The 22,872-nt window shown below is 63.2% G+C and carries 11 protein-coding genes; 5 read left to right on the top strand and 6 right to left on the bottom strand.

The genetic code is table 11. The features are described 5' to 3' along the window. Positions 1 to 209: 209 nt before the first annotated feature. The 4 genes from VFO93_RS19630 to VFO93_RS19615 all read left to right on the top strand — a co-directional run bounded on the left by VFO93_RS19630 (position 210) and on the right by VFO93_RS19615 (position 14,485). Entirely contained in the window at positions 210 to 5,471 is a 5,262-nt protein-coding gene (locus tag VFO93_RS19630) for a translocation/assembly module TamB domain-containing protein (RefSeq protein ID WP_325136090.1), read from the top strand. Positions 5,472 to 5,687: 216 nt separating this feature from the next. Then, a complete protein-coding gene (locus VFO93_RS19625) occupies positions 5,688 to 8,021 on the top strand; it encodes a BamA/TamA family outer membrane protein (RefSeq protein WP_325136089.1) in 2,334 nt (777 codons plus the stop codon). A gap of 103 nt (positions 8,022 to 8,124) precedes the next feature. Continuing rightward, a complete protein-coding gene (locus VFO93_RS19620; protein ID WP_325136088.1) occupies positions 8,125 to 10,218 on the top strand; it encodes a M13 family metallopeptidase in 2,094 nt (697 codons plus the stop codon). Positions 10,219 to 10,897: 679 nt separating this feature from the next. Next, positions 10,898 to 14,485 (top strand): endo-1,4-beta-xylanase, encoded by a 3,588-nt coding sequence (locus VFO93_RS19615; RefSeq protein WP_325136087.1) that lies wholly within the window; start codon positions 10,898 to 10,900, stop codon positions 14,483 to 14,485. Positions 14,486 to 14,643: 158 nt separating this feature from the next. On the opposite strand, the gene VFO93_RS19610 is transcribed toward VFO93_RS19615, so the two are convergent. The 5 genes from VFO93_RS19610 to VFO93_RS19590 form a co-directional block, all read right to left on the bottom strand. Next, on the bottom strand, positions 14,644 to 15,717 hold the full coding sequence (locus VFO93_RS19610) for a chorismate mutase (RefSeq protein WP_325136086.1): 1,074 nt from the start codon (positions 15,715 to 15,717) through the stop codon (positions 14,644 to 14,646). A 132-nt stretch (positions 15,718 to 15,849) separates the two neighbouring features. Further along, on the bottom strand, positions 15,850 to 16,755 hold the full coding sequence (locus tag VFO93_RS19605) for a prephenate dehydrogenase (RefSeq protein WP_325136085.1): 906 nt from the start codon (positions 16,753 to 16,755) through the stop codon (positions 15,850 to 15,852). 25 nt (positions 16,756 to 16,780) lie between these two features. Next, complete coding sequence (locus VFO93_RS19600) at positions 16,781 to 17,959, bottom strand: pyridoxal phosphate-dependent aminotransferase (RefSeq protein ID WP_325136084.1); 1,179 nt, start codon at positions 17,957 to 17,959, stop codon at positions 16,781 to 16,783. A gap of 78 nt (positions 17,960 to 18,037) precedes the next feature. Then, complete coding sequence (locus VFO93_RS19595; protein WP_325136083.1) at positions 18,038 to 18,937, bottom strand: prephenate dehydratase; 900 nt, start codon at positions 18,935 to 18,937, stop codon at positions 18,038 to 18,040. A gap of 320 nt (positions 18,938 to 19,257) precedes the next feature. Beyond that, the gene (locus VFO93_RS19590) at positions 19,258 to 20,619 is read right to left on the bottom strand and encodes a Gfo/Idh/MocA family oxidoreductase (RefSeq protein WP_325136082.1); all 1,362 of its coding nucleotides are present in this window, start codon (positions 20,617 to 20,619) and stop codon (positions 19,258 to 19,260) included. A gap of 205 nt (positions 20,620 to 20,824) precedes the next feature. On the opposite strand from VFO93_RS19590, the gene VFO93_RS19585 reads away from it, so the two are divergent. Further along, the gene (locus VFO93_RS19585; RefSeq protein ID WP_325136081.1) at positions 20,825 to 21,883 is read left to right on the top strand and encodes an NADH:flavin oxidoreductase/NADH oxidase; all 1,059 of its coding nucleotides are present in this window, start codon (positions 20,825 to 20,827) and stop codon (positions 21,881 to 21,883) included. 36 nt (positions 21,884 to 21,919) lie between these two features. Here the strand turns inward: VFO93_RS19585 and VFO93_RS19580 are convergent, their stop codons facing one another. After that, positions 21,920 to 22,438, bottom strand: coding sequence for a DinB family protein (locus VFO93_RS19580; RefSeq protein WP_325136080.1), 519 nt, complete (start codon positions 22,436 to 22,438; stop codon positions 21,920 to 21,922). Positions 22,439 to 22,872: the final 434 nt, after the last annotated feature.

Genomic DNA, 22,872 nt, shown 5'->3' with positions numbered 1-22,872 from the left:
CGCATCTGCGTGAGCGAACGCCTGCTAACGCCTCCTGACGTGGATGCGGGCTGCGCCCGCGCTCGGACTACAAAGTCCAAGCTACACCGCTACTACCGTTCAGGCTATCTGGAATAATCCAACCCCAACGCTAAATAATCCGTTTGGGAAAACCATAATTCTGTTTAATCCAGCGCGGGCTCTGGCCGCGCCCAGCCTTTTTTCTGCCTGTGTCCATTTACCTACGCCGCTTTTTATACGTTGTATTCGGGCTGATTGCCCTAGTGCTACTGCTGGTAGTAGGCGTAGTTGTGTTTCTGCAATTTCCTAGCGGGCAAGACTTTGTGGCGCGCCGCGCCGAAGGTTACCTGCGCGATAAGCTGAAGACCGAGGTACGGCTGGGCAAGTTTCGCACCGACTTCCGGCACGCCATCAACTTCGACGACGTGTACCTGGCCGACCAGCAGCGCGACACGCTGCTGAGCGTGGGCCACCTGGGCGTGAGCATCGATATTTTTGCGCTGCTCCACAAGCAAATCAACGTAAAAGACGTGGAGCTGAACGACGGCCGCGTGCGCCTGACGCGCACCGAGCCCGACAGCGTCAATAACTACGACTTCATTGCCAAGGCGTTCAGCGACCCTACCGCGCCGGTGGATACCACTAACTCGGGCCTGAAATACGACATTGGGCGGGTGCGGCTGACCAATATCCTGTTTACTCAAAACGACCAGGTAGCCGGCTCCGACCTGCGGGCCAAGCTCGGCGAGCTGCTGGTGAACATGGACGAGGTAGATGTGGATAACTCTGTGTACAAAGTGGATAACGCTTTGCTACGCAAGGCGGCCATCCGGATGGTGCAAACCAAAACCGCGCCCGAGCTGGACGACGACAAGCCAGAGGAGCCGCTAAAGCTGACTTTCGGGCTGAATAAGGCGACGCTCGAAGACGTGGGCTTTGTGTACAAAAACGACCCGGCGGCGCAGTACATCAACACGCAAATTGGGCTGGCCGATGTCACGACCAAGAACATTGACCTCAAAAATGCGCGCATCGACCTCGATAAGCTGACGCTGAAAAATACCACCTTCGCATACGCGCAAAACCAGAACGTGCCCGTAGCGCAGCGCGTGGTAAACCCCGCCGAAGCGGTGCGCAAGGTGGATGAAGCCGTGGACAAAGCCAGCACCGCGCCCCTGAAATGGCGCGTCACGCTGGGGCAGTCGGACATCAGCGGTGTGGCCGTGAACTTCGACAACTTCAACGACCCCAAGCTGAAAAGCCGCTACCCGGCGCTGGACTACAGCCACTTGCACTTCACCGACCTGGTGCTGAACACGCGGGATTTGACCTTTACGGAAGCGCGCACCACGGTGAAAATCGACAACCTGGCGGGCAAGGACCACAGTGGCTTCGCGATAACCTCGGCGCGGGCCAACGCGGTGTACGACACGGCGCAGATTCAGCTCGACAGCCTCGACCTCGTGACGCCGCACTCGCGCATCAAGCGCAGCCTCGGGATGCGGTTTAAGTCGCTGGCCAGCATCGCCGACGACCTGCCGAACCTGGGCCTCAGCGGCGACCTGCGCAACACGCGCCTGGGCTTCCGCGACGTGCTGTATCTGGTGCCGAGCCTGGCCGACACGCCGCCCTTCACTACCGGCCCCAACCAAAGCATCCTGCTGAGCGGGCTGGTGAGCGGGCGGCTGGGCGACCTCAACATCCGGGGCTTCGACTTTGTGGGCTTCCGCAACACGGTGGTGCAGGCGCGGCGGGCGCACATCGTGGGCTTGCCCAACGTGGATGGGCGTCTGTACGTGGACATTGACTTGCAGCGCTTTAGCTCGACGCGGGCCGACTTGCTGAGCCTGGTACCCAAAGGCACTATTCCCAATAACATCAGCATCCCCCCTACCCTGGCGCTGAGCGGCACCTTCCGGGGGCGGCCCACCACGCTGGCATTTGACACCAACCTCAAGCTGCGCTCGACTTATGGCAACGTAGCGTTCAGTGGCAAGCTGGGGGCGGCGCAGGCGGGCGGGCGGCAGCCGCTGGTGGGCACCTTCGCGGTGCAGAACTTTGACGCGGGCAAGCTGCTGAAAGACCCGACCATCGGCACCATTACGGGCTCGGGGCGCATCAATGCCGTGGGCAATCTACAAGACCCTAACACGCTGATTGGCAAGGTAACGGCCAACGTGCAGAGCGCCCGTTACAACGGCTACACCTACCGCGGCGTAGCCGCGAATGTGGACATTGACCGTGGAAAGTACACCATCGCGGCGAGCAGCAAGAGCGACCCCAACCTCGACCTCGACCTGAACGCGGTGGTGAATTTGCGCGACGCCAAAAACCCGACTTATGAGGTGACTAGGCTGAATTTGCGCGGGGCCAACCTCACCAAGCTGGGCTTTTACACCGGCGGCGACCTGCGGGTGCAGGGCAACCTGGTGGCCAACCTGCGCGGCAGCAGCGCCAACACCATCAACGGCACGTTTAGCGGCGATAATATTGTCATTGTCAATAATAATCAGCCGATTGCGCTCGACTCGCTGAGCGGTCGCATCGTGCAGACGGCCACCCGCACGGCGGTGGATTTCAACTCCAATATTGCCGATATCAAGCTCGATGGCAACGTGCATCTGGGCGATTTGGCCACCGAATTGCAACGGCACATCAACCGCTACTTCCGGCTGGCGGGCGTGCGGCCGTTTACCAACAGTGAGGGTAATCAGCAGTTTACGTATTCGCTGCGCGTGAAGAACACGCGGCTGCTGCGCCGGCTGGTGCCGGGGCTGTGGCGGCTGTCGCCCTTCACGCTGGCCGGCGACTATAGCCGCGCGGCGGCCCGCCTCACGGCCAAAACCAGCATTCCGGTGATTCGCTACCAGGGCTACCGCCTCGATTCGCTGACGCTGAACGTGGACTCGGACCCGCGCAAGCTCGACTACGCGCTGCGGCTGGCGCAGGCCGCGCAGCGCACCATGCAGGATACGACCTTTTTGCTGCGGCGGCCTAGCCTGGTGGGCAACGTGGCTAACAACAAGGTGAATACCCGCGTATCTATCCTGGGCGACTCGACCAACAAGGAGCGGCTGGCGCTGGCCGGCGCGCTGTCGGTGGTGGCGCAGCGTGGGGGCGACGCCTACCAGTTTGCCTTTGCCGACGACCAGATTATCAATTACGACCGCTGGACGGCGGGCGCGGACAACTACGTGCGCTACAACCCCGATGGCACGGTAGTGGCCAATAACTTGCGCCTCACCAACGGCTCGTCGGCGCTGGTGGTGCAGAGCCAGAACCCGGCCGTGAACACCTCGCCGCTGGCCGTGCGCTTCGAGCAGTTCAATTTGAGCATCGTGGGCAAGGCCATTGGCATGGCCGACTCCACAGTGGGCGGCTTGCTGAATGGCGAGGCCGTGGCGCGCGGGCTGGGGACTAAGAAACAAGCCTTTACGGCCGACCTCACCATCAAAGACCTGCTGTATAGCAAGGCCGTTATCGGCGACCTCGCTTTACAAGCCAGCAACCCCGTGGCCGACCGCTACGACGTGAACGCCCGCCTGACGGGCGGCGGCGGCAACGATGTGACCGTGCGCGGGGCCTACCGCACCGTGGGCAACACGCCGCTCGACTTCGTGGTGGACGTGGCCCGCCTAAACATGAAGACGGCCGAGCCGTTCGCGGCCGGGCAGCTCAGCCAAAGCACCGGCTACCTGGCCGGGCAGCTAACGCTGCGCGGCAACACGAGCGCGCCCGAAGTGCGCGGGCAGCTCACGACCTCGCCCGATGCCAGCTTTATCGTGCCGCAGCTGGGCTCGCCGTTTAGGCTCGTGAGCCAGCCGATTGTGTTTGATGAGAAAGGCATCGCGTTCAACAACTTCACGGTGCAGGACTCGGCCGGCAACAAGGCAGTAGCGAATGGGTATTTGCTCACCAAAACCTACACCGACTACGCCTTCGACCTGCGGGTAAAGACCGATAAATTCCTGGCTGTGCGCAGCAAGCGCACCGAAGATAATACGCTGTACTACGGCCGGTTGGTGCTGGACTCGGACACGCGCCTGACCGGGCCGCTCTCGCTCATCAAGATTGACACCCGCGCCACGGTGGCCAAGGGCTCGGATTTGACGGTGGAAAACCCCGCCGTGGACCCCAGCGTGGTAGCCCGCGAAGGCATCGTGCAGTTTGTGGATAAGAGCGTGAAAATTAACCCAATGCTGGCCAAGCGGCTGGCCGTGGCCGACTCGGTGGCGCAGGCCAATACCATTAACTACGACATCTCGGCCCAGATTACGATAAACGACGACACGCCCTTCACCTTCGTGGTAGACCCCGTGAGCGGCGACAACCTGCGCGTGCGGGCGGCTGGCACGCTCACGACCAACATCGACCCGAGCGGCAACATCACGCTCAGCGGGCGGCTCGATGTGCGGCGCGGCAAGTACAAGCTCTCGCTGTATGGGCTCGTGACGCGCGAGTTCATCATTGCCGACGGCTCCTACTTGTCGTGGAGCGGTGACCCCTTCAATGCCGACCTCAACATCACGGCCGTGTACAAGGTGAAGGCCGCCCCCGCCGACCTGCTCGCCGCCCAGGGCAGCAACGACCGCACGGCCAACACGGTGTCGCGCAACGGCATCATGTTCAACGTGCTCATCAAAGTCACCGACCAGCTCAGCAAGCCTACTATCGGGTTTGATATTACGCTACCGCCGGCCTCGCTCAACAGCCCGGTGGGTGGCGAGGTCGATGCCGTGCTGGGCAATCTGCGCCAGCCTGGGCAAACCTCGGAGCTCAGCAAGCAGGTGTTTTCGCTGCTGGTGCTGGGGCGGTTTATTCAGCAAAATCCCTTCCAGTCGGCGGCCGGCGAGGGCATCGTGGCCAGCCAGCTGCGCGGCTCGGTAAGTCAGGTGCTCACCGACCAGCTTCAGAACCTGACCGGCAAGTACCTCTCGGGCCTGGGCCTCGACCTGGGCGTGACCAATCAGGCCGACTATAGCACCGGGGCCAACGGCTCGCGCACCGACCTCAACGTGGCCGTGCGCCGCCAACTCTTCAACGAGCGCCTGACCGTGCGCGTGGGGGCCGACGTGGCCCTGGCCGGCGGCAGCGGCAACACCGCCGTGGGCAACCAGAACTCGGCCAGCAACCTGGCCGGCGACGTGAGCCTGGAGTACACCCTGCTGGCCGATGGCCGCCTGCGCCTGCGCGCTTTCCGCCAGAACGCCTACGAGGACATCGACGGCAATATCGTGCGGACGGGCGCGGCGCTGGTGTTCCAGCGCGACTACGACAATTTCAAAGACCTGTTTGAGAAAGTAAGCAAGGCTGATAAGCAGCGCAATAAAGAAATCCGCAAGCAGGACAAGCGCGACAAAGAAGAAGAAAAGCGCCGCAACCAGCAGCTCGCCGACTCGGCCGCCGCCGTGACCACGAGCGCCCAAAGCTTCCGGCGCGATACCACGCGCCGGCCTACTACCAGCCAGTAGGACGGGCTCCGCTTTTAGAATTATTGATTAGAACCCCAAAACGTCCGTCATGCTGAGCGTAGCGGAGTCGAAGCATCTCTACCGGAGAACTAGCTTCTGACGCTAGCAACGAAGCGGTAGAGATGCTTCGACTCCGCTCCGCTCAGCATGACAGTTTAATACTACCGTTTCTTAATCAAGAAACGCCCCGCCCTTGCCCTGCGAAAAGAGTATCGTATGAAGAAAACCCTGTCCGCTTATTTCCTGCCTACCATCACGGCAGGCCGCCCGGCGGCCCTGCTGAGCTTGCTGTTTTTTGCCTCGTGCTCGGGGCTCAAGTACATTCCCGAAGGCCAGAAGCTGTACACGGGCAGCACGGTGAAGATAGAAGCGCCCGAAAAGCTGCGCAACCAGTCGGCGCTGCAAACCGAGCTCACCGACCTCATCCGGCCGCAGCCTAATTCCTCCATTTTGGGGATGCGGCCCAAGCTGTATTTCTGGCATTTGGGCGTGGGCAAAGAAAAGGGTTTCAAGCACTTTCTGGCCGACAAGCTGGGCGAGCCGCCGGTGCTGCTAACCCAGGCCAACCCCACCAACACCAGCAGCCTGATGGTGAACCGGCTGCAAAACCGGGGCTACTTCCACGGGGCGGCGTCGGGCGAGGTGGTGGTGAAGGAAAACACGGCCCAGATAAACTATACCGTGCGCCCCGGCCAGCAGTACACGATTCAGGAAATTCACTTCCCCGAGCGCGATACGCTGATTGATGCCGCCATTCGCAGCACGCAGCCGCGCACGCTGTTGAAAGTGGGCGACCCTTACGACCTCGACGTATTCACCAACGAGCGCGTTCGCATCGAGCAGGAGCTGAAAAACCAGGGCTACTACTACTTCAATCCCACGCACTTATTATTTCAGGTCGATAGCACGCTCAACGGCAAGGTGAACGTGTACTACAAGGTAAAGGCCGAGGCCCCGCGCAAGGCCCTGCGGCCCTACTGGCTGAAAACCATCAGCCTGAACACCGACTACGTGCTGACGGACACCGCTCGCCGCGAGCCCATTCGGTTTCAGAAATACTTGTACTACCCCGATGAGGACGTGTTTAAGGCCAAGGCTATCACGCGGGCCGTCTTCCTGTACCCCGACAGCCTATACCGGCAGTTTCGGCGCGACCAGACGATTTCGCGCCTGATGAGTTTGAACACGTTTCGCTACGTTGAGCTCAAGTTTACGCCCTCGGCGGCGGGCGACTCGGCGGGCCGCGCCCGCCTCGACGCCGACGTGCTGATGACGCAGCTCAAAAAGAAAAGTTTGCGCGCCGAGTTGCAGCTGGTCAGCAAAAGCAACGGCTTTATCGGGCCGGGCCTTACGGGGCAGTTTCGCAACCGCTCGGCGCTGCGCGGGGCCGAGCAGCTGCTCGTGAATGCCGTGGCCTCGTATGAAACCCAAACCAAAGCTCCTGAAGGCATGGAATCGACACGCGGCACGACGGGCCTGATTTCGACCGAGTTTGGCCTGAACGGGCTGCTGATAGTACCGCGCCTCATCGCCCCGAAGCTGCCGTTTCTGAATCCGCGCCTGGTTAATTCCAACTTTCAGCCGCGCACCAACTTTGGGCTGGGCTTGCGCTACGTGGCGCGCACGGGCTACTTCAGCACCACCAGCTACAACGCCAGCTACGGCTACAGCTGGAAAACCAAGCTAACCAACGAGCAAGAAATCAAGCTTATCGATGCCTCGTACAACGCCGTCAGCATTCAGCCAGCGTTTCAGGAAGTGCTGGATGCGCGACCGTTTCTGCGGCAGGCTTACACCTCACAGTTTATTCTGGCCAGCTCGTACCGCTACACCTACAACCAGCAGGTGCTGGAAAAGCGCCGCCAGCAGATTTTCTTCCAAGGCCAGGCCGAGGTGAGCGGCAACGTGGCCAACGCGCTCAGCGGCCTGACAGTAGGCGAAAAAACTGCTAACCAGAGCTATACTATTTTGGGCCAGCGCTTTGCGCAGTACGCTAAGTTTGACCTTGAGTTGCGCGAATACTACCGCCTCAGCGCCAACCCGGCCTCGGGCAACCGCATCGTGGGCCGCCTCCAGATTGGGGTGGGCCTGCCCTACGGCAACTCGGCGGGCGGCACCCTGCCCTACCTGCGCCAGTACGGCATCGGCGGCCCCAACTCCATTAGGGCCTACGCGGCCCGCCAGATTGGGCCGGGCACCTACAAGCCCGCTTCTACCGACATCATCAACAACTACTACGACCAAGTGGGCGACCTGCGCCTGGAAGGCAACCTGGAATACCGCCAGGATTTATTTCCCTACGTGAAGGGTGCCGTATTTATCGACGCCGGCAACATCTGGCTCGTCAACAATGACCCGCAGCGGCCGGGCGGGCAGTTTCAGGCCAGCACCTTCCTCAACCAGCTGGCCGTGGGCACCGGCCTGGGTTTGCGCATCGACGTGCAGTTCTTCGTCATCCGCTTCGACTACGCCATCCCGCTGCGCGCCAACTATGGCACGCCGGATGATAGAAGCGGGCGTTTGAATCTGGCGATTGGGTATCCGTTTTAAGGCTATAATCCTCATAAAAGAAAAGGCTCGTGGCGTGTGCTACGGGCCTTTTTTGGCTTTTGCGTACTTTTGGCTACACTCTTTTCCCTTCTCCTTCGCCACTATGCCCAAGTTTTCGCCATTACTCGGCGCTACCCTGCTGGCGCTAGCCGGCTGCGCCGGCAGCGGCCCCGCTGCCCCGGTAGCCACTGCCTCTACCGCGCCCGCCGCCCCTACTACCCCCGACCCCAAGGGCGTGAGCCTCGATGTGGCCGACATCGACCGCTCGGTGTCGCCGTGCGACGACTTTTACCAGTTCTCGGGCGGCAACTGGCTCAAGGCCAATCCTATTCCAAGCTATGCTACCAGCTGGGGGCCGCGCAACCTGCTGGGGCTGCGCACGCAGGCCACGCTGAAGCAGATACTCGAAGACGCCGCGGCCAACCGCAGCGCCACGCCCGGCTCTAACGCCCAGAAAGTCGGCGACTTCTACGCCGCCGCAATGGACACCATGGCCATTGAGAAAGCCGGTATTTCGCCTTTGAAGCCCGAGCTGGCCCGCATCGCGGCGCTGAAAAGCCGCGCCGAGCTGCCCGCGCTCATCGCCCACGAGCAGGATTTGGGCACGGGTGCCTTCTTCCGGGGTGGCGTGGAGGTCGATGAAAAGCAGAGCACGCGCTACGTAGTAGGCTTGCACCAGAGCGGCCTCACGATGGGCGACCGCGACTACTACCTCAAGGATGACGCCCGCACCCAGAAGGTGCGCGCCGCCTACCAGCAGTATATGCGCGACGTGTTTGGCCTGCTGGGCGACAGCCCGGCCACGGCGGCCAAAAACGCCGCCACCGTCGAGCATCTCGAAAAGCGCCTGGCCCAGGCCTCGCGCACCCGCGTGGAGCTGCGCGACCCGCAGGCCAACTACAACCAGATGCCCCTGGCCGCGGCGGCCAAGCGCTACCCCGCCATGCAGCTACCCAGGCTGCTGGCCGACATGCAGCTAGGCAAGGCACAGGAGCTAATCGTGGGCCAACCGGCGTTTTTTGACGAGGTGAACGCGCTGCTTAAAAATGAGCCGCTACCCGATTTGCAGACCTACATGCGCTGGCACCTGGTGCGCTCGGTGGCCAGCGCGCTGCCAGCGGCCTACGTCGATGCCACCTTCCGCTACAACCAGGTGGTGAGCGGCACCAAGCAGCAGGCCGTGCGCTGGAAGCGCGTGCAAGCCGCCACCGATGGCACGCTGGGCGAGGCCTTCGGGCAGCTGTACGTGGACAAAGCTTTCCCACCCGCCGCCAAGAAGAAGGCGCTGGAAATGCTCGCCAACATCAAGGCCAGCATGGCCGAGCACATCCAAACCAACACCTGGATGAGCGCGCCCACCAAGGCCGAGGCGCTGAAAAAGCTGAATGCGCTACGCGTGAAAATCGGCTACCCCGATAAGTGGAAGGACTACTCGGCCTTGAACATCAGCCGCGAGTCATATGCCAAGAACGTGCTGGCGGCCCGCCTCTGGGAAAGCCGCCGCGAGGCGGCGCAATTTGGCGGGCCGGTCGACCTCACGGAGTGGGGCATGACGCCGCCTACCATCAACGCCTACTACAACCCGCCGCTGAACGAGATTGTGTTTCCGGCCGGCTACTTGCAGCCGCCGTTCTTTGACCCCAACGCCGACGACGCGGTGAACTACGGGGCCATCGGCGGGGTGATGGGCCACGAAATGACCCACGGCTTCGACGACCAGGGCCGGCAGTACGACAGCCAGGGCAACCTGCGCGACTGGTGGACGCCCACCGACGCGGCCGAGTTTACGAAGCGCGCCAACGTGGTGGGCCGGCAGTACGACGCCTTCTCGCCGCTCGACTCGGTGCACGTGAACGGCAAGCTGACGATGGGCGAAAACCTGGCCGACTTCGCCGGCCTCACCATCGTGTATGGCGCGCTGCAAAAGCAGCTTCAGCAGCGCTACGGCAACGGCCCGCGCCCCAAGTTCGACGGCTTTACGCCCGAGCAGCGCTTTTTCCTGAGCTGGGCGCAGCTGCGCCGCCAGAACATTCGCCCCGAGGCCCTGCGCCAGCAGATTCTCACCGACCCACACTCGCCGGGCCAGTACCGCACCATCGGCCCGCTGATGAACATGCCGCAGTTTCAGCAGACCTTTGGCTGCCCCGAGGGTAGCAAGATGGTGCGCCAGCCGGCCGACCGGGCAGTAATCTGGTAGGCGAGCGTTGTAGTCCAGATGGCGGAGTAGCCCCAACGGGGCGACCCGTCGGTAGTAATTGGGAATCAATATCTACCCAAAGCCCCGTAGGGGCGACCCTTTCATCTGTTGGGTCGCCCCTACGGGGCTTGTACCTTTTGTTTGCGGCTGGTTGCTACCGACGGGTCGCCCCGCTGGGGCTACGATTACAACGCCCGCGTGCGCTGGGCGAACTAGGCGAGTGTAGAGACGCATACTTGCGTCTCGCGTCAGGCGAGCTAATCCGGGCGACATGTACTAGCAGGCGGGCCGAACAACGACGAGACGCAAATATGCGTCTCTACGCCCGTTTGGTTTATATACTTATTCCTGACATTAGGGGAAATAAAAGAGCCATACTTCGCCGCGCGTTGCATGACAGACGTTTTCTGAATTTTACTAATTCAGGAACAAGTCCTATCAGTAAAAAAAGGACGCCATCACTAGCGTTCAGCTTACCTATTCTACAGCGTTTCAGTTGTGTCAGCTATCGCAATCGATTGCCAGAGGTATCACAATCGATTGCTGAGAAAATACTTTCTATGGTCCTTGTTTACAAGCACCTACTTAACGCGAACGCCTTCTACTTTAGTACGGTAGTCGCAGGATTATTCTGCGAATTGCCTGGCTTTTTCTTTTCCCCACCCAACCTCTCTTCTCTATGAAGAAACCTCAACGCCTAGTGCTGGCGCTGGTGGCTGCGCTTGGCAGCCCCCTTGCTTTGCTGGCCCAAAACTCGCCCGTATCCTTCGAGGCCGAATCGGGCACCTCGACCATGCCGCCCGTGACCGGGGCCACCATCGGCGACTGGCTTATCGGCACTACCCCGGCCAGCGGCACGGTGCCGGCGGCTACCTACATCACCACCAAAACCGACCAGACGGCCTACGTAGGCGGCAACTCGGCCCCCACCACGGCGGCCCGCGTGCTCACCTACACCGTCACGTTTCCGGGGGCGGGCACCTACGACTTGTATGCCCGCATCTGGGTGGGGCCGGGCGGCTTCAACGACGACAGCTACTACAACGCGACGAGCTTTGGCACTAAAAACCCTACCCTCGCCAGCGACTGGCGGCTGCAAAACGGCCTGGCCTCGGCGGGCTACGTAGCGGGCTCGACCACACCCGTGGATGGCTTGGGCACCGCCGGCTTCAGCGCCAACGCCACCACGCCGCTCTGGAAATGGGTGAACTTGTCGAAGTTCGGCAGCGGGGCCTCGTTTACGGTGCCGGCCGGCAGCCTCACGCAAACCCTGCAAATCGGGGCGCGGGAGGATGGGTTGTATTTCGATAAGTTCGTGTTTGGGCAAACGGGCCTCAACTTCACGGTGGCCAACCTCGACGCGGGCACGCAGGGCTCGGCCGTGGTGGTAGTGCCTGGGCCGGCCCCGACGGGCCTGCCCATCGCTACCGGCAAGCCCAAGTATCTGAGCTCGGCGTACAGCACGGCGCAGTCGCCCTACTTCGGGGTGTACTGGGATGGCACCACGCCTGAAAACGGCGGCAAGTGGGGCGTGGCCGAAGGCACGCGCGGCACCTACAACTGGGCCGAGGCCGACGCGGCCTACGCTCAGGCCGTGGCCACGGGCGGGCCGTTTCGCTTCCACACCCTCATCTGGGGCGCGCAGCAGCCGACCTGGCTTACCACCAGCAACCTGAGCGACGCCGACAAGCTGGCGGCCATTAAGGACTGGTACCAGGCAGTGGCGACCCACTTCCAGGGCAAGCGCATCGACTTCATCGACGTAGTGAACGAACCCACGCACCAGCCGCCCACCGGGGCCGCCGGGGCCGATGGCGGGGCCTACCTCAATGCGCTGGGCGGCAACGGCGCTACCGGCTGGGACTGGGTTATCACGGCCTTTCAGCTGGCCCGCCAGTACTTCCCCAATTCCAAGCTGATGCTGAACGAGTACAGCGTAGAAAACGAGCCCAACCGGGCCGCTACCTACGTAGGCATCGCCAACCTGCTGAAGGCGCGCGGCCTCATCGACGCTATTGGTATTCAGGGCCATGCGTTTTCGCTGGCTTCGACCTCTTCGGCTTCTATTCAGGCTAATATGGCTACGCTGGCTTCGGCCAATTTGCCGCTCTACATCACGGAGTTTGACCTCGACGGCCCGACCGACGCGCAGCAGCTGGCTGATTACCAGCGCATTTTTCCGCTGTTCTGGGAGAATCCGGCCGTGCGCGGCATCACGCTGTGGGGCTATCGCCCCGGCCACTGGCGCACCAACCAGGGCGCGTACATTGCCAATGCCGACAACAGCGAGCGCCCGGCCCTGACCTGGCTGCGCAGCTACGTGGCCAGCACCTACACCGGCCCCATGTGGACCGGCAACACCAGCGCTGCTTGGAACACGGCCAGCAACTGGATTACCAACAACGGCGCGCCGGCCAACGCCATCGTATCGGCGGCCAGCACCTACACCCTGCCCGCCGCCACCGACGACGCCTTCTTCCCCGGCTACGCCGCCAACCAGCCCGTCGTGAGCGCCGCCCAAAGCATTCGCAACGTGACGCTCTCGGGCAGCGCGGCCCGGCTGACCACCGCCCCCGGCGGCGTGCTGACCATGACCGGCAACCTCACAAACAACGGCGGCGCGCTGGCTGGCAGCGGCGACGGCACCGTGGTGCTGGCCGGCACCACCGCCCAAACCATCGGCGGCACCAGCGCGTCCAACTTCCAGAACCTGACCGTGGGCAGCGCCACCGCTACCCTGGCCGCCCCGGCCGGCGTGCGCCGCCTGCTGACGCTCGGCGGCAACCTCACTACCGGTAGCCAGCCGTTTACCTTGTTTTCGGATGCCACGGGCACTGCGATGGTCGTGAACACGAGCGGCGCAGTAGTGGGCACGGCCACCGTGCAGCGCTACATCGACCCGACTACCAACGCCGGCAACGGCTACCGCCACTACGCCTCGCCGGTGGCCGCTACCACGGTGGCCGACCTAACGACGAGCAATTTCACGCCGGTGGTGAACCCGGCTTATAACACGGCCGCCGACCCCTCTTTCGTAACTCCTTATCCCACGGTATTCGGCTATAACAATGCGCGGCTGGCTTCGGGCTCAGCGCTGAGCAGCGCGTTTGATTTTGGCTGGGAATCGCCTTCGGCCTTGAGCGACGTGCTCACGCCCGGCCGCGGCTACTCGGTGAACATCCCCGGCACGCAAACGGTGGATTTTGTGGGCACGCTCAATAACGGCCCCGTCAGCATGAGCAACCTCGGGCGCGGCCCGCTGGCCGATGCCGGCTGGCAGCTGCTGGGCAACCCCTACCCCGCCCCGCTCAACTGGGACGCCACCAGCACCAGCGGCCTCGACGCGGCGGTGTACGTCTTCCGCTCGACCGGCCCCTACGCGGGCACCTACGCCACCTACGTGCGCAACGGCGTGGGCATCAACGGCGGTACCAACCAGCTGGCCGCCATGCAGGGCTTCTTCGTGCGGACCTCTTCGGCCAGCACGCCGGGCGCGGTTAATTTCACCAACGCCGCCCGCCTCACCACCTACGCCAACCCCACCTTCCAGCGCACCGCCAGCCCCGAGCCGCTGGTGCGCCTGAGCCTGGCCGCCGCCACCGGCCCGGCCGATGAGGCCGTGGTTTATTTCAGCAACACCGCCACCGCTGGCTTCGACGCCGCGGCCGATGCCTACAAAATCGTGGCCGGCGGCGCGCCCGTGCTGGCCAGCGAGGTAGGCGCTACCGACCTGCTGTCCATCAATGCCCTGCCCGCGCTGGGCACCGCCACCGTGGCCGTGCCGCTGCGCGTGCTGGCCCCGCAGGCCGGCACCTACATCCTGCGCGCCACCGAATTGCTCAACCTGCCCGCCGGCACCCAGGCCACCCTGCGCGACAACCAGACCGGCACGCTCTTCGACCTCAGCCAGCCCACCGGCTACGTGGTAAACCTGAGCGCGGGCACCGCCACCGGCCGCTTCACGCTGTTGCTGCGCCCCAGCAGCACGCTGGCCACCGCCCCGGCCGCGCTGAGCGAGCAGGTAGTGCTGTACCCCAACCCCACGCACGGTGGCAGCCTCACGCTGGGCTTACCCGCCGCGCTTAATCAGCAAGCTGTTGAGGTGCAGGTTCTCAATACGCTGGGCCAGACCGTGGCGCACCAAAACTTGGCCGCCAGCGCCACGGCCGCCCGGCCGCTGGCGCTGCCCGCCCTGGCCCAGGGCGTGTACACCGTGCGCCTCCAAACCAGCGCCGGCACCATCAGCAAGCGCCTGACCGTGGAGTAGGATTTTATCAAAAACAGCCATAAAAATGCCCCCTGCTAAGATTAGCAGGGGGCATTTTTATGGCTGTTTACTTAGCTGTCATTGCTTCGCTGCGCTCGCAATGACAAGCGCCTTTTGAGCAGTTTTAGCCCTGCTTTTGAAGCAAGCGCTACTTCGCGCTATTCGCCCTTCATCACTTTCTCCTGGCGCAATACCGACTCCAAGTGCACCGCCTCCAGGTAGCGCTCAATGAAGTCGGGCGTGAGGCCCACCTGCTCACCCTGCCGCTTGCTGCGGTCGAGTATCTCGTTGAGGCGGGCGGTTTGCAGGATGGTGATATCGTTGTCCTTTTTGTACTGGCCGATTTTTTCGGCCACGGCCATGCGGCGGCCCAGCAGCTGAATCACCTCCGCGTCGAGGTTGTTGATTTGCTGGCGCAGGCCAGCCAGCGCGTTCAGGTACTCCTCCTTGTCGGTGGTTTCGTGCCGCCACACCAGGTCGGTGATGAGCTGGCCCAGCACCTCGGGCGTGATTTGCTGCTTGGCATCGCTCCACGCATTGTCGGGGTCGATGTGGCTTTCTATCATCGTGCCGTCGAAGTCCAAGTCCAGCGCCTGCTGCGCCACGCCAAACAGCGTATCGCGCCGTCCGCAGATGTGGCTGGGGTCGTTGAGGATGGGCAACTCGGGCAGGCGGCGCTTCATTTCGATGGGGAGGTGCCACATCGGCGCGTTGCGGAAGTCGGTATTGCCGTAGCTCGAAAAGCCGCGGTGTATCATGCCCACCTGCTTGAGGCCGGCTTTTTGCAGGCGCTCCAGCGCGCCTATCCACAGCTCCAGCTCGGGGTGAATGGGATTCTTGACCAGCACCGGAATATCCACGCCGCGCAAGGCATTGGCGATTTCCTGCACCGAAAACGGGTTGCCGGTGGTGCGCGCGCCCACCCACACCAGGTCCACGCCGAAGGCCAGGCAGTCTTCGACGTGCTTGGCGGTGGCTACTTCCACGGCCACGGGCAGACCGGTGAGCTCGCTGGCTTTCTTGAGCCAGGGCAAGCCTTTGGCCCCTACCCCCTCGAAGCCGCCGGGCTTGGTGCGGGGCTTCCAGATGCCGGCGCGCAGGGCCTGCACCTTGCCGGTAGCGGCCAGCCGCTGGCTGGTTTCTATTACCTGCGCCTCGGTTTCGGCCGAGCACGGGCCGGCGATGAGGAAGGGTTTGTCGTTGGGTTGGCGGTTGAAAAGACGGTCGAACATGGGGATTGGATTGTTAGATTGTTGAAGTGTTGGATGGTTGAATTGACTGGTGGTTAGCTGAATGGATGATGGACGACGCGAACACGCCTACTCAATTCAACCATTCACCAGTCCACCCATTCACCAGTTTTTCTAAGGAATAATCTTGCGTATCTCATTAGCGTGCGCCAGCGCGGCGCTCAGCCCGGCATAGTCTTCGCCGGCCAGCAGCGCGCGCAGCGCTTGCAGCTGGTGCAAATGCTCGTCGAGCACGTCGAGCACATTTTCGCGGTTTTGGCGGAAGATGGGTACCCAGGTGGCCGGCGCGCTCTTGGCTAGCCGCACGGTGGAGGCAAAGCCGCCCCCGGCAAGGTCAAAAATACGCTGCTCGCCGCGCCGCTCCTTTTCCAGCACCGTGAGCGCCAGCGCAAACGACGAGAGGTGCGAAATGTGCGACACGTAGGCCGTGTGCAGGTCGTGGTCGGCCGCGCCGAGGTGCAGCACCCGCATGGGCAGCGCCCGAAACAGCGCCTCCACGGCCGCCACGGCGGCCGGGTCGCTGGCCTCGGCATCGCACACTACCAGCGTCTTACCTTCAAACAAGCCCCGCACCGCCGCATCGGGGCCCGAGTATTCGGTGCCGGCCATGGGGTGCACCGCCACGAAGCGGCGGCGGCGCGGGTGGTCCGCCACGGCGGCCAGCAGGTTGGCTTTGGTCGAGCCCACGTCGATAACGATTTGCCGGTCGGTAACGAGGTCGAGCACCTGCGGCAGCACGGTGAGCATGGCGTCCATCGGTACGGCCACTACCACGAGGCCGGCCGGGGCCACGGCCGCCGCCAAGTCGGGCGCGATGTCATCGACTAGGCCCAGTTCCAGCGCGCGGCGGGCGTAGGCCGGGTTGCTTTCTACCCCGATAAGCCGGCCCGCCAGCCCGTGCTGCCGCAGGCTGAGCGCCAGCGAGCCGCCGATGAGGCCGAGGCCGATGATGGCTACGGTGTTAGTGCCTGGTGCCTGGTGCCTGGTGCTTAGGCTATCTGCTTTTAGTCGCGTTTCCATTTTTCCTTAATCGTACTACCAAGTACTAAGCACCAGGCACTAAGCACCAAGCACTAATCCGCGCCATCGCCTCGCGCAGCACGCCTTCCGGCTGGCAAAGGCTAGCCCGGATGTAGCCGTTGCCGTTGCTGCCGAAGATGCCGCCCGGCGTCAGGAACACCCGCGCCCCGGCCAGCACGGCGTCGCTCAAGGCGTAGCCGTCGGCGTAGGCGGGCGGTACTTTGGCCCAGAGGAAGAGACCCGTTTGACCGGGCGCGGCCTCGCAGCCCAACGCGGCCAGTAGTTCGCGCACTACCTCGCGGCGGGCGCGGTAGGTGGCGTTTAGCTCCGCAAACCAGTCCTCGCCCAGCGCCAGTGCCGCCACGGCGGCTTGCTGGATGCCCAGGAACATGCCCGAGTCCATGTTGCTTTTGAAGCGCAGCACCTCGGTGAGCCAGTCGGCGCGGCCCACCAGCATGCCCACGCGCCAGCCGGCCAGGTTGTGACTCTTGCTGAGCGAGTTGAGTTCCAACGCTACTTCCTTAGCGCCCGGCACGCTGAGCAGACTGGTGGGCGGCGTCTCGTTCAGCACGAAGCCATACGGGTTGTCATGCACCAGCATGATGCCGTGCGCCCGCGCAAACGCTACCAGCTCGGCCAGAAACGCGGGGCTGGCCGGCGTGCCGGTGGGCATGTGCGGGTAGTTCACCAGCATCATCTTCACCCGGCTCAGGTCGGTGCGGGCCAGGGCGGCGAGGTCGGGCAGCCAGCCGGTTTCGGCCGTGAGGTCGTACTCGCGCACCTCGGCCCCGCAGATTTCGGCCACGGCCCGGTAGGTCGGGTAGCCGGGATTGGGGATGAGCACCGCGTCGCCGGCTTCCAGAAAGGCCATGCCGATGTGCATCAGGCCTTCTTTCGAGCCGGCCAGCGGTAGCACTTCGGTGGCGGGGTCGAGGCTTACGCCATAGCTTTTTTGGTAGAAAGCCGCCATCGCCTGGCGCAGCGCGGGCGTGCCCTGATAGCTCTGGTAGCCGTGCGCGCCGGGCTGGGCGGCGGTAGCGGCCAGCGCTGCCACCACGCTCGGGTGCGGCGGCAAATCGGGGCTGCCGATGCCCAGGCTGATGATGTTGGCCCCGGCCGCGTTGAGGGCGGCCAGCTCGCGCAGCTTGCGCGAGAAGTAGTATTCGCCGGTATTGGCCAGGCGGCTGGCGGGGGAGATAATCATTTAACAGGTATCATTTAACATTTAACAGGCTGTCATGCTGAGCGCAGCGAAGCATCTTTACCGCTTCTTCCGCACTGCTCAACGAAGCGGTAGAGATGCTTCGCTGCGCTCAGCATGACGGGCGCGGTGGTTTGTGCCAAGTTCTTCCTGACCAAACTCCATACTACCCCGCGCATACGCGCCGAGCACGCGTAGCTCCTCCGTCACGGCAGGTAGCTCGGCCAGCAGGGCTTCCAATTGCGCCGGGGCGGCAAACTCCACATCGGCATGAAAGCCGTAGTGCCAGGGCTGGCTGGGGCGCGGGCACGACTGCAACTTGCTCAAATTCAACCCGTGGCCCGAGATGAGCGTGAGCGCCTGCGCCAGCTGGCCGGGCGCGTGCGCGGTGTAGAAATACAGCGACGCTTTGTCGGGCTGCGCCACGGGCGCGGCCTCAGTGGCGCGCTCCAGCACCAGGAAACGGGTGTAGTTATTGGGGTCGTCGTTGATGGCCGGGGCCAGAATTTCGAGGCCGAACGCCTCGGCGGCCTGCGCCCCGGCTATCACGGCGAGGCCGGGCGTGCGGCGCTCGGCCAGGTGCTGGGCGCTGAGGCCGGTGTCTTCGGTTTCGACCAGCTGCCAGTGCGGGTACTGGCTGAGGTAGTCGCCGCACTGGCGCAGGGCCATCGGGTGCGAATGCACGGCCTGCACGTCGGCCAGCGTGGTGCCGGGCAGCACCAGCAGGTGCTGGTGAATAGGCAGATACACCTCGCCGGTGATGGTGAGCGGGTGGCGCTCCAAGAGTAAATAATTGGGCAGAATACTACCGGCCAGCGAGTTTTCCATGGCCATGAGCGCCGCGTCGGCGCGGCCGTCGGCCACCTGGGCCACTACCTCGCCAAAGGTGGCGCAGAAGCTCAACGCGGTATTCAGGCCAAAGTACTGGCGGGCGGCTACTTCGTGAAAACTTCCGCGGAAACCTTGGATGGCGACTTTCATAGTGCTTGGTGGCTGGTGCCTGGTGCTTGGGTTGGCCTTTTTCGGCCGGAAAACATAAAAAAAGCGCCACTCGTCGGAACGAGTGGCGCTGCTAAAATCTCTGAGGGATAGCTACATGGCGACTCGTTCTACGCGGGCGGCGTAAAATAGAAGTAGCCAAAAAAGTAGCGGGCAGTGAACATGGGTGGTGCTGTTTGCGGCGGCAAGGTAGGAAACATTTAACAATTAACAGCTATCATTTAACAACTCATCTGGCCATTTATTAACCAAAAAGGCTAAGTAACAGAGCTGTTAAATGTTAATTGATAAATGTTAAATGATTAACTCTCTTCCGTGGGCGGCGTGCCCCGGAAGGCGTCCATTTTGCCTACGCCGGCGGTCAGCTTCACGGGTTTGTTTTCCTTGGCCGACTGATAGATGGCTTCCATGATGCGCTGGTCTTGCAGGCCTTCTTCGCCGGGCGTGTAGGGCGTTTTGTTCTGGCGCACGCACTCGGCCATGTGGTCCATTTCGAGGGCAAATTGCTGCTTGCCGGGGTTGCTGGGCTGCTCGATTACCTGCTTGCCGTTGGGGGCGTGCACCAGCTCCTGCTTGAGGCCTTTGTAGGGGAAGGCGGGGTCCATCTTGATGGTGCCGGTTTCGCCGTGCACGGCGTAGCTTTTATTGTTGAACGAGCCGTAGCCCGTCATGCACTGCGCGATGACGCCGCTCGGGAAGCGCAGCGTAAAGCTCACGTTCTCTTCGATTTCCCGGAAACGGTCGTCGCCGGGCGTGCTGTAGATTTGGGCGCTGACCTCGGTGGGCTCTTCGCCCAGCAAAAAGCGGGTGGTGTTGAGGCAGTAGAGGCCCACGTCGGGCAGCGAGCCGCCGCCGGCCAGGGCTTTTTTGTGGCGCCACTGCTGGTCGTGGGCCTGGTTTTGGCAGTTCATCATCTGGATGAGCTTGGTGCGGCCGTAGGTTTTGTCGCGCACCAGCTTCTGGGCGGCGCGGTTGAGGGGCTCGTACTGAATGCGGTAGGCAATCATGAGTTTTTTGCCGGCTTTTTCGCAGGCCGCAATCATCTCTTCGCACTCCTTCACCGAGTTAGCCATCGGCTTTTCGCAGAGAATGTGCTTGCCCGCTTTCGCCCCTCGGATGGTGAACTCGTGGTGTTGCGAGTTGGGCAGCACGATGTAAATCACCTGCACCTCGGGATTGTCCTTGAGCTTGTCGTAGGTCTGGTACGAGTAGCAGCTGCTGGGCTTAATGCCGTATTGCTTAGCCACTTTGCTCATCTTCTCCGCGTCGCCGCTCACCAGCGCCACGGGCTTGCAGTGCTTGGCCTGGCCGAAGGCGGGCAAAATCTCTTCGAGCGTGAGGTGGCCCAAACCCACGATGGCGAAGCCCACGCGCTGGTCGGGCGCGTCGGGGTTGAGAAACGCGCCGCCCTTGGGGTCGGTGGGCGCTTCGAGGGGCGGCAGCTTGATGTCGAGCGGGCCGGTGGGCGGCGCGGGCGTGCCGAAGCCGTCGGGGTCGGCTGCCTCGGCGGCGGCCAGCGGCAGGGCGGTGGCAATGCCGGCGGCCAGCAAGCCGCGCCCGGCGTGGTTGATGAACTGGCGGCGCGAGGTGCCGGCAGCGGCGGGCTCGGCGAGGTACTGGGCTACGTGGTCGAGCGCCTGCGGCGCGGAAGATTCCTGAAACATATTAATTTACAAATAGATGAGTGAAGCCAGGGCCTGCGTGTACGTGCTGGCCACCATAAAGTGTTGCCGCAGGCGGCGGCAAGCTCCACGGCGGCAACCTCTCGGCCGGTTAGCAGTTGTTGAGTGTCAATCGGCGGCTGGCGGGGCTTTGCCAGGCAAAACCAGTTGGCCGCCGCACCTCTCTACCGAACCCTTTTCCCTTTGTATGGCTACCCTTTTCGAGCCCTTTGCCCTGCGCGGCCTCACCCTCAAAAACCGCCTCGTGGTCTCGCCCATGTGCCAGTACAGCGCCGTCGATGGCTTTGCCAACGACTGGCACCTGGTGCACCTGGGCAGCCGCGCCGTGGGTGGCGCGGGCCTCATTATCCTGGAGGCCACGGCCGTATCGCCCGAGGGCCGCATCACGCCCGACGACCTGGGCATCTGGCAGGATGAGCACGTGGATTTCCTACGCCGCATCAACCAATTTATTGAAGGCCAGGGCTGCGCGCCGGGCGTGCAGCTGGCCCACGCCGGCCGCAAGGCCAGCACCTACGCCCCCTGGAAAGGCCACGGCGCCGTGGCCGAAGGCGGCTGGGAAACCGTGGCCCCCAGCGCCGTAGCCTTCGCCGACAACTACCCGCTGCCGGTGGCCCTCGACGCGGCGGGCCTCAAGAAAGTTATTGCCGACTTTCGCGCCGCCGCCGAGCGCAGCGTGCGGGCGGGCTTCAAGCTAATTGAAATTCACGCCGCGCACGGCTATCTGCTGCACCAGTTTCTGTCGCCGCTTTCCAACCAGCGCACCGACACCTACGGCGGCTCGTTTGAAAACCGCATCCGGCTGATGCTGGAGGTAGTGGCCGCCGTGCGCCAAGCGGTGCCCGACGACTTTCCGGTGGTAGTCCGCATTTCGGCCACCGACTGGACCGAGGGCGGCTGGACGCCCGACGATTCGGTGCAGCTCGCCGCTTGGCTGCGCGACCGCGGCGTGGACCTCATCGACGCCTCCACGGGCGGCAACGTGCCGCGCGCCAGCATCCCGGTCGGCCCTGGCTATCAGGTCGAGTTTGCCGAGCGCATCCGGCGCGAGGTGGGCATCGCCACCGGCGCGGTGGGCCTCATCACCACGCCCGCCGAGGCCGAGGCCATCGTGGCCAACGAGCAGGCCGACCTGGTGCTGCTGGGCCGCGAGGAGCTGCGCGACCCCTACTTCCCGCTGCGCGCGGCACACGAGCTGGGCGCTGAGGCAGCCTGGCCCGTGCAGTACGAGCGCGCCAAGAAGTAATTAATAATGAGCAAGGAGTAGACCAAACCAATCGGTCTACTCCTTGCTCATTATTATTTTGCTGGTGACGAGCAGTTGGCCCACGTGGCGGGTGGTGTGCTCGGCGGCGTGCACTAGCAGGCCGATAACGGTGCTGGGCAGCTGGGCCCGGCCTACGCCGCGCCAGTCGGGCAAGGTGGCTTCGGGCGTGGCGATGAGCTGGGCGATGGCTTTATCGACTTGGTCGTGAAAGGCCTGCACCAGTTCCGGCACCGCGCCGGGGTGGGTGGGCGGCTGGGTTTCGGCAGCGAGGTAGGCGAGCTGGCTTTCGCTGAGCGGCGCGGCGCGGGCGTAGGTGAAGGTGCGGTCGAGCACGCCCGTGAGGTGGCGCAAATGAAAGCCCACCGAGGCCAGCCCCAACGGACGCTCGGCCAGCTTTTCGGCCGGAAAATGGGCCACGTATTCCGCGATTTCCGCGCGGGCTTGTAGCAGGGCGTGGGCTACGGGCTGAAGCAGCGGCGGCACCTGGGGCAGCGGGCCGCGCAGCCACACTTCGGGTAAAGCGGGGGCAGACATCAAAAAAATAATTTAAGGGAAAAAGCCTATCTACGGCGCGCTGGCGGCCGGGGCGATGGCGTGTCGCCCTCGCCGCCTGGGGCGGGCCGGGCCAGGGGCCAGAGCGGCCTTTTAGCACGCAGCAGGCTCTTTTCCATTTAACTAAAGTTAGCGGCGCAGCTGACGAGCTTATGCGCGCCGACAAAGGGCGGTGCGCCCGGGCGGCAGCGCGGGCTTGGCTTTGTCATATAGCGGCCGCAGGCGAGTGGTATAATTCTCGAATTTTATATTCATAAAACATTATATCAAAGCCTCCTGCGCTTAGCTTTACAGCCCGAATTCTGAGTCTATTTCAAGGTTTCTGCCTTCTTACGCCGCTGGCTGGGCCCGGCCGGCGGGACACGCACGCTACTACTCCGCGCTCTTTTATCACTGCCATTTCTACCCCGCTTGCT

It is taken from the genome of Hymenobacter sp., assembly GCF_035709525.1.
Taxonomy (GTDB): domain Bacteria; phylum Bacteroidota; class Bacteroidia; order Cytophagales; family Hymenobacteraceae; genus Hymenobacter.
The sequence above is the reverse complement of the archived record's forward strand: the minus strand, read 5'-3'. Positions and strand labels throughout refer to the sequence as shown.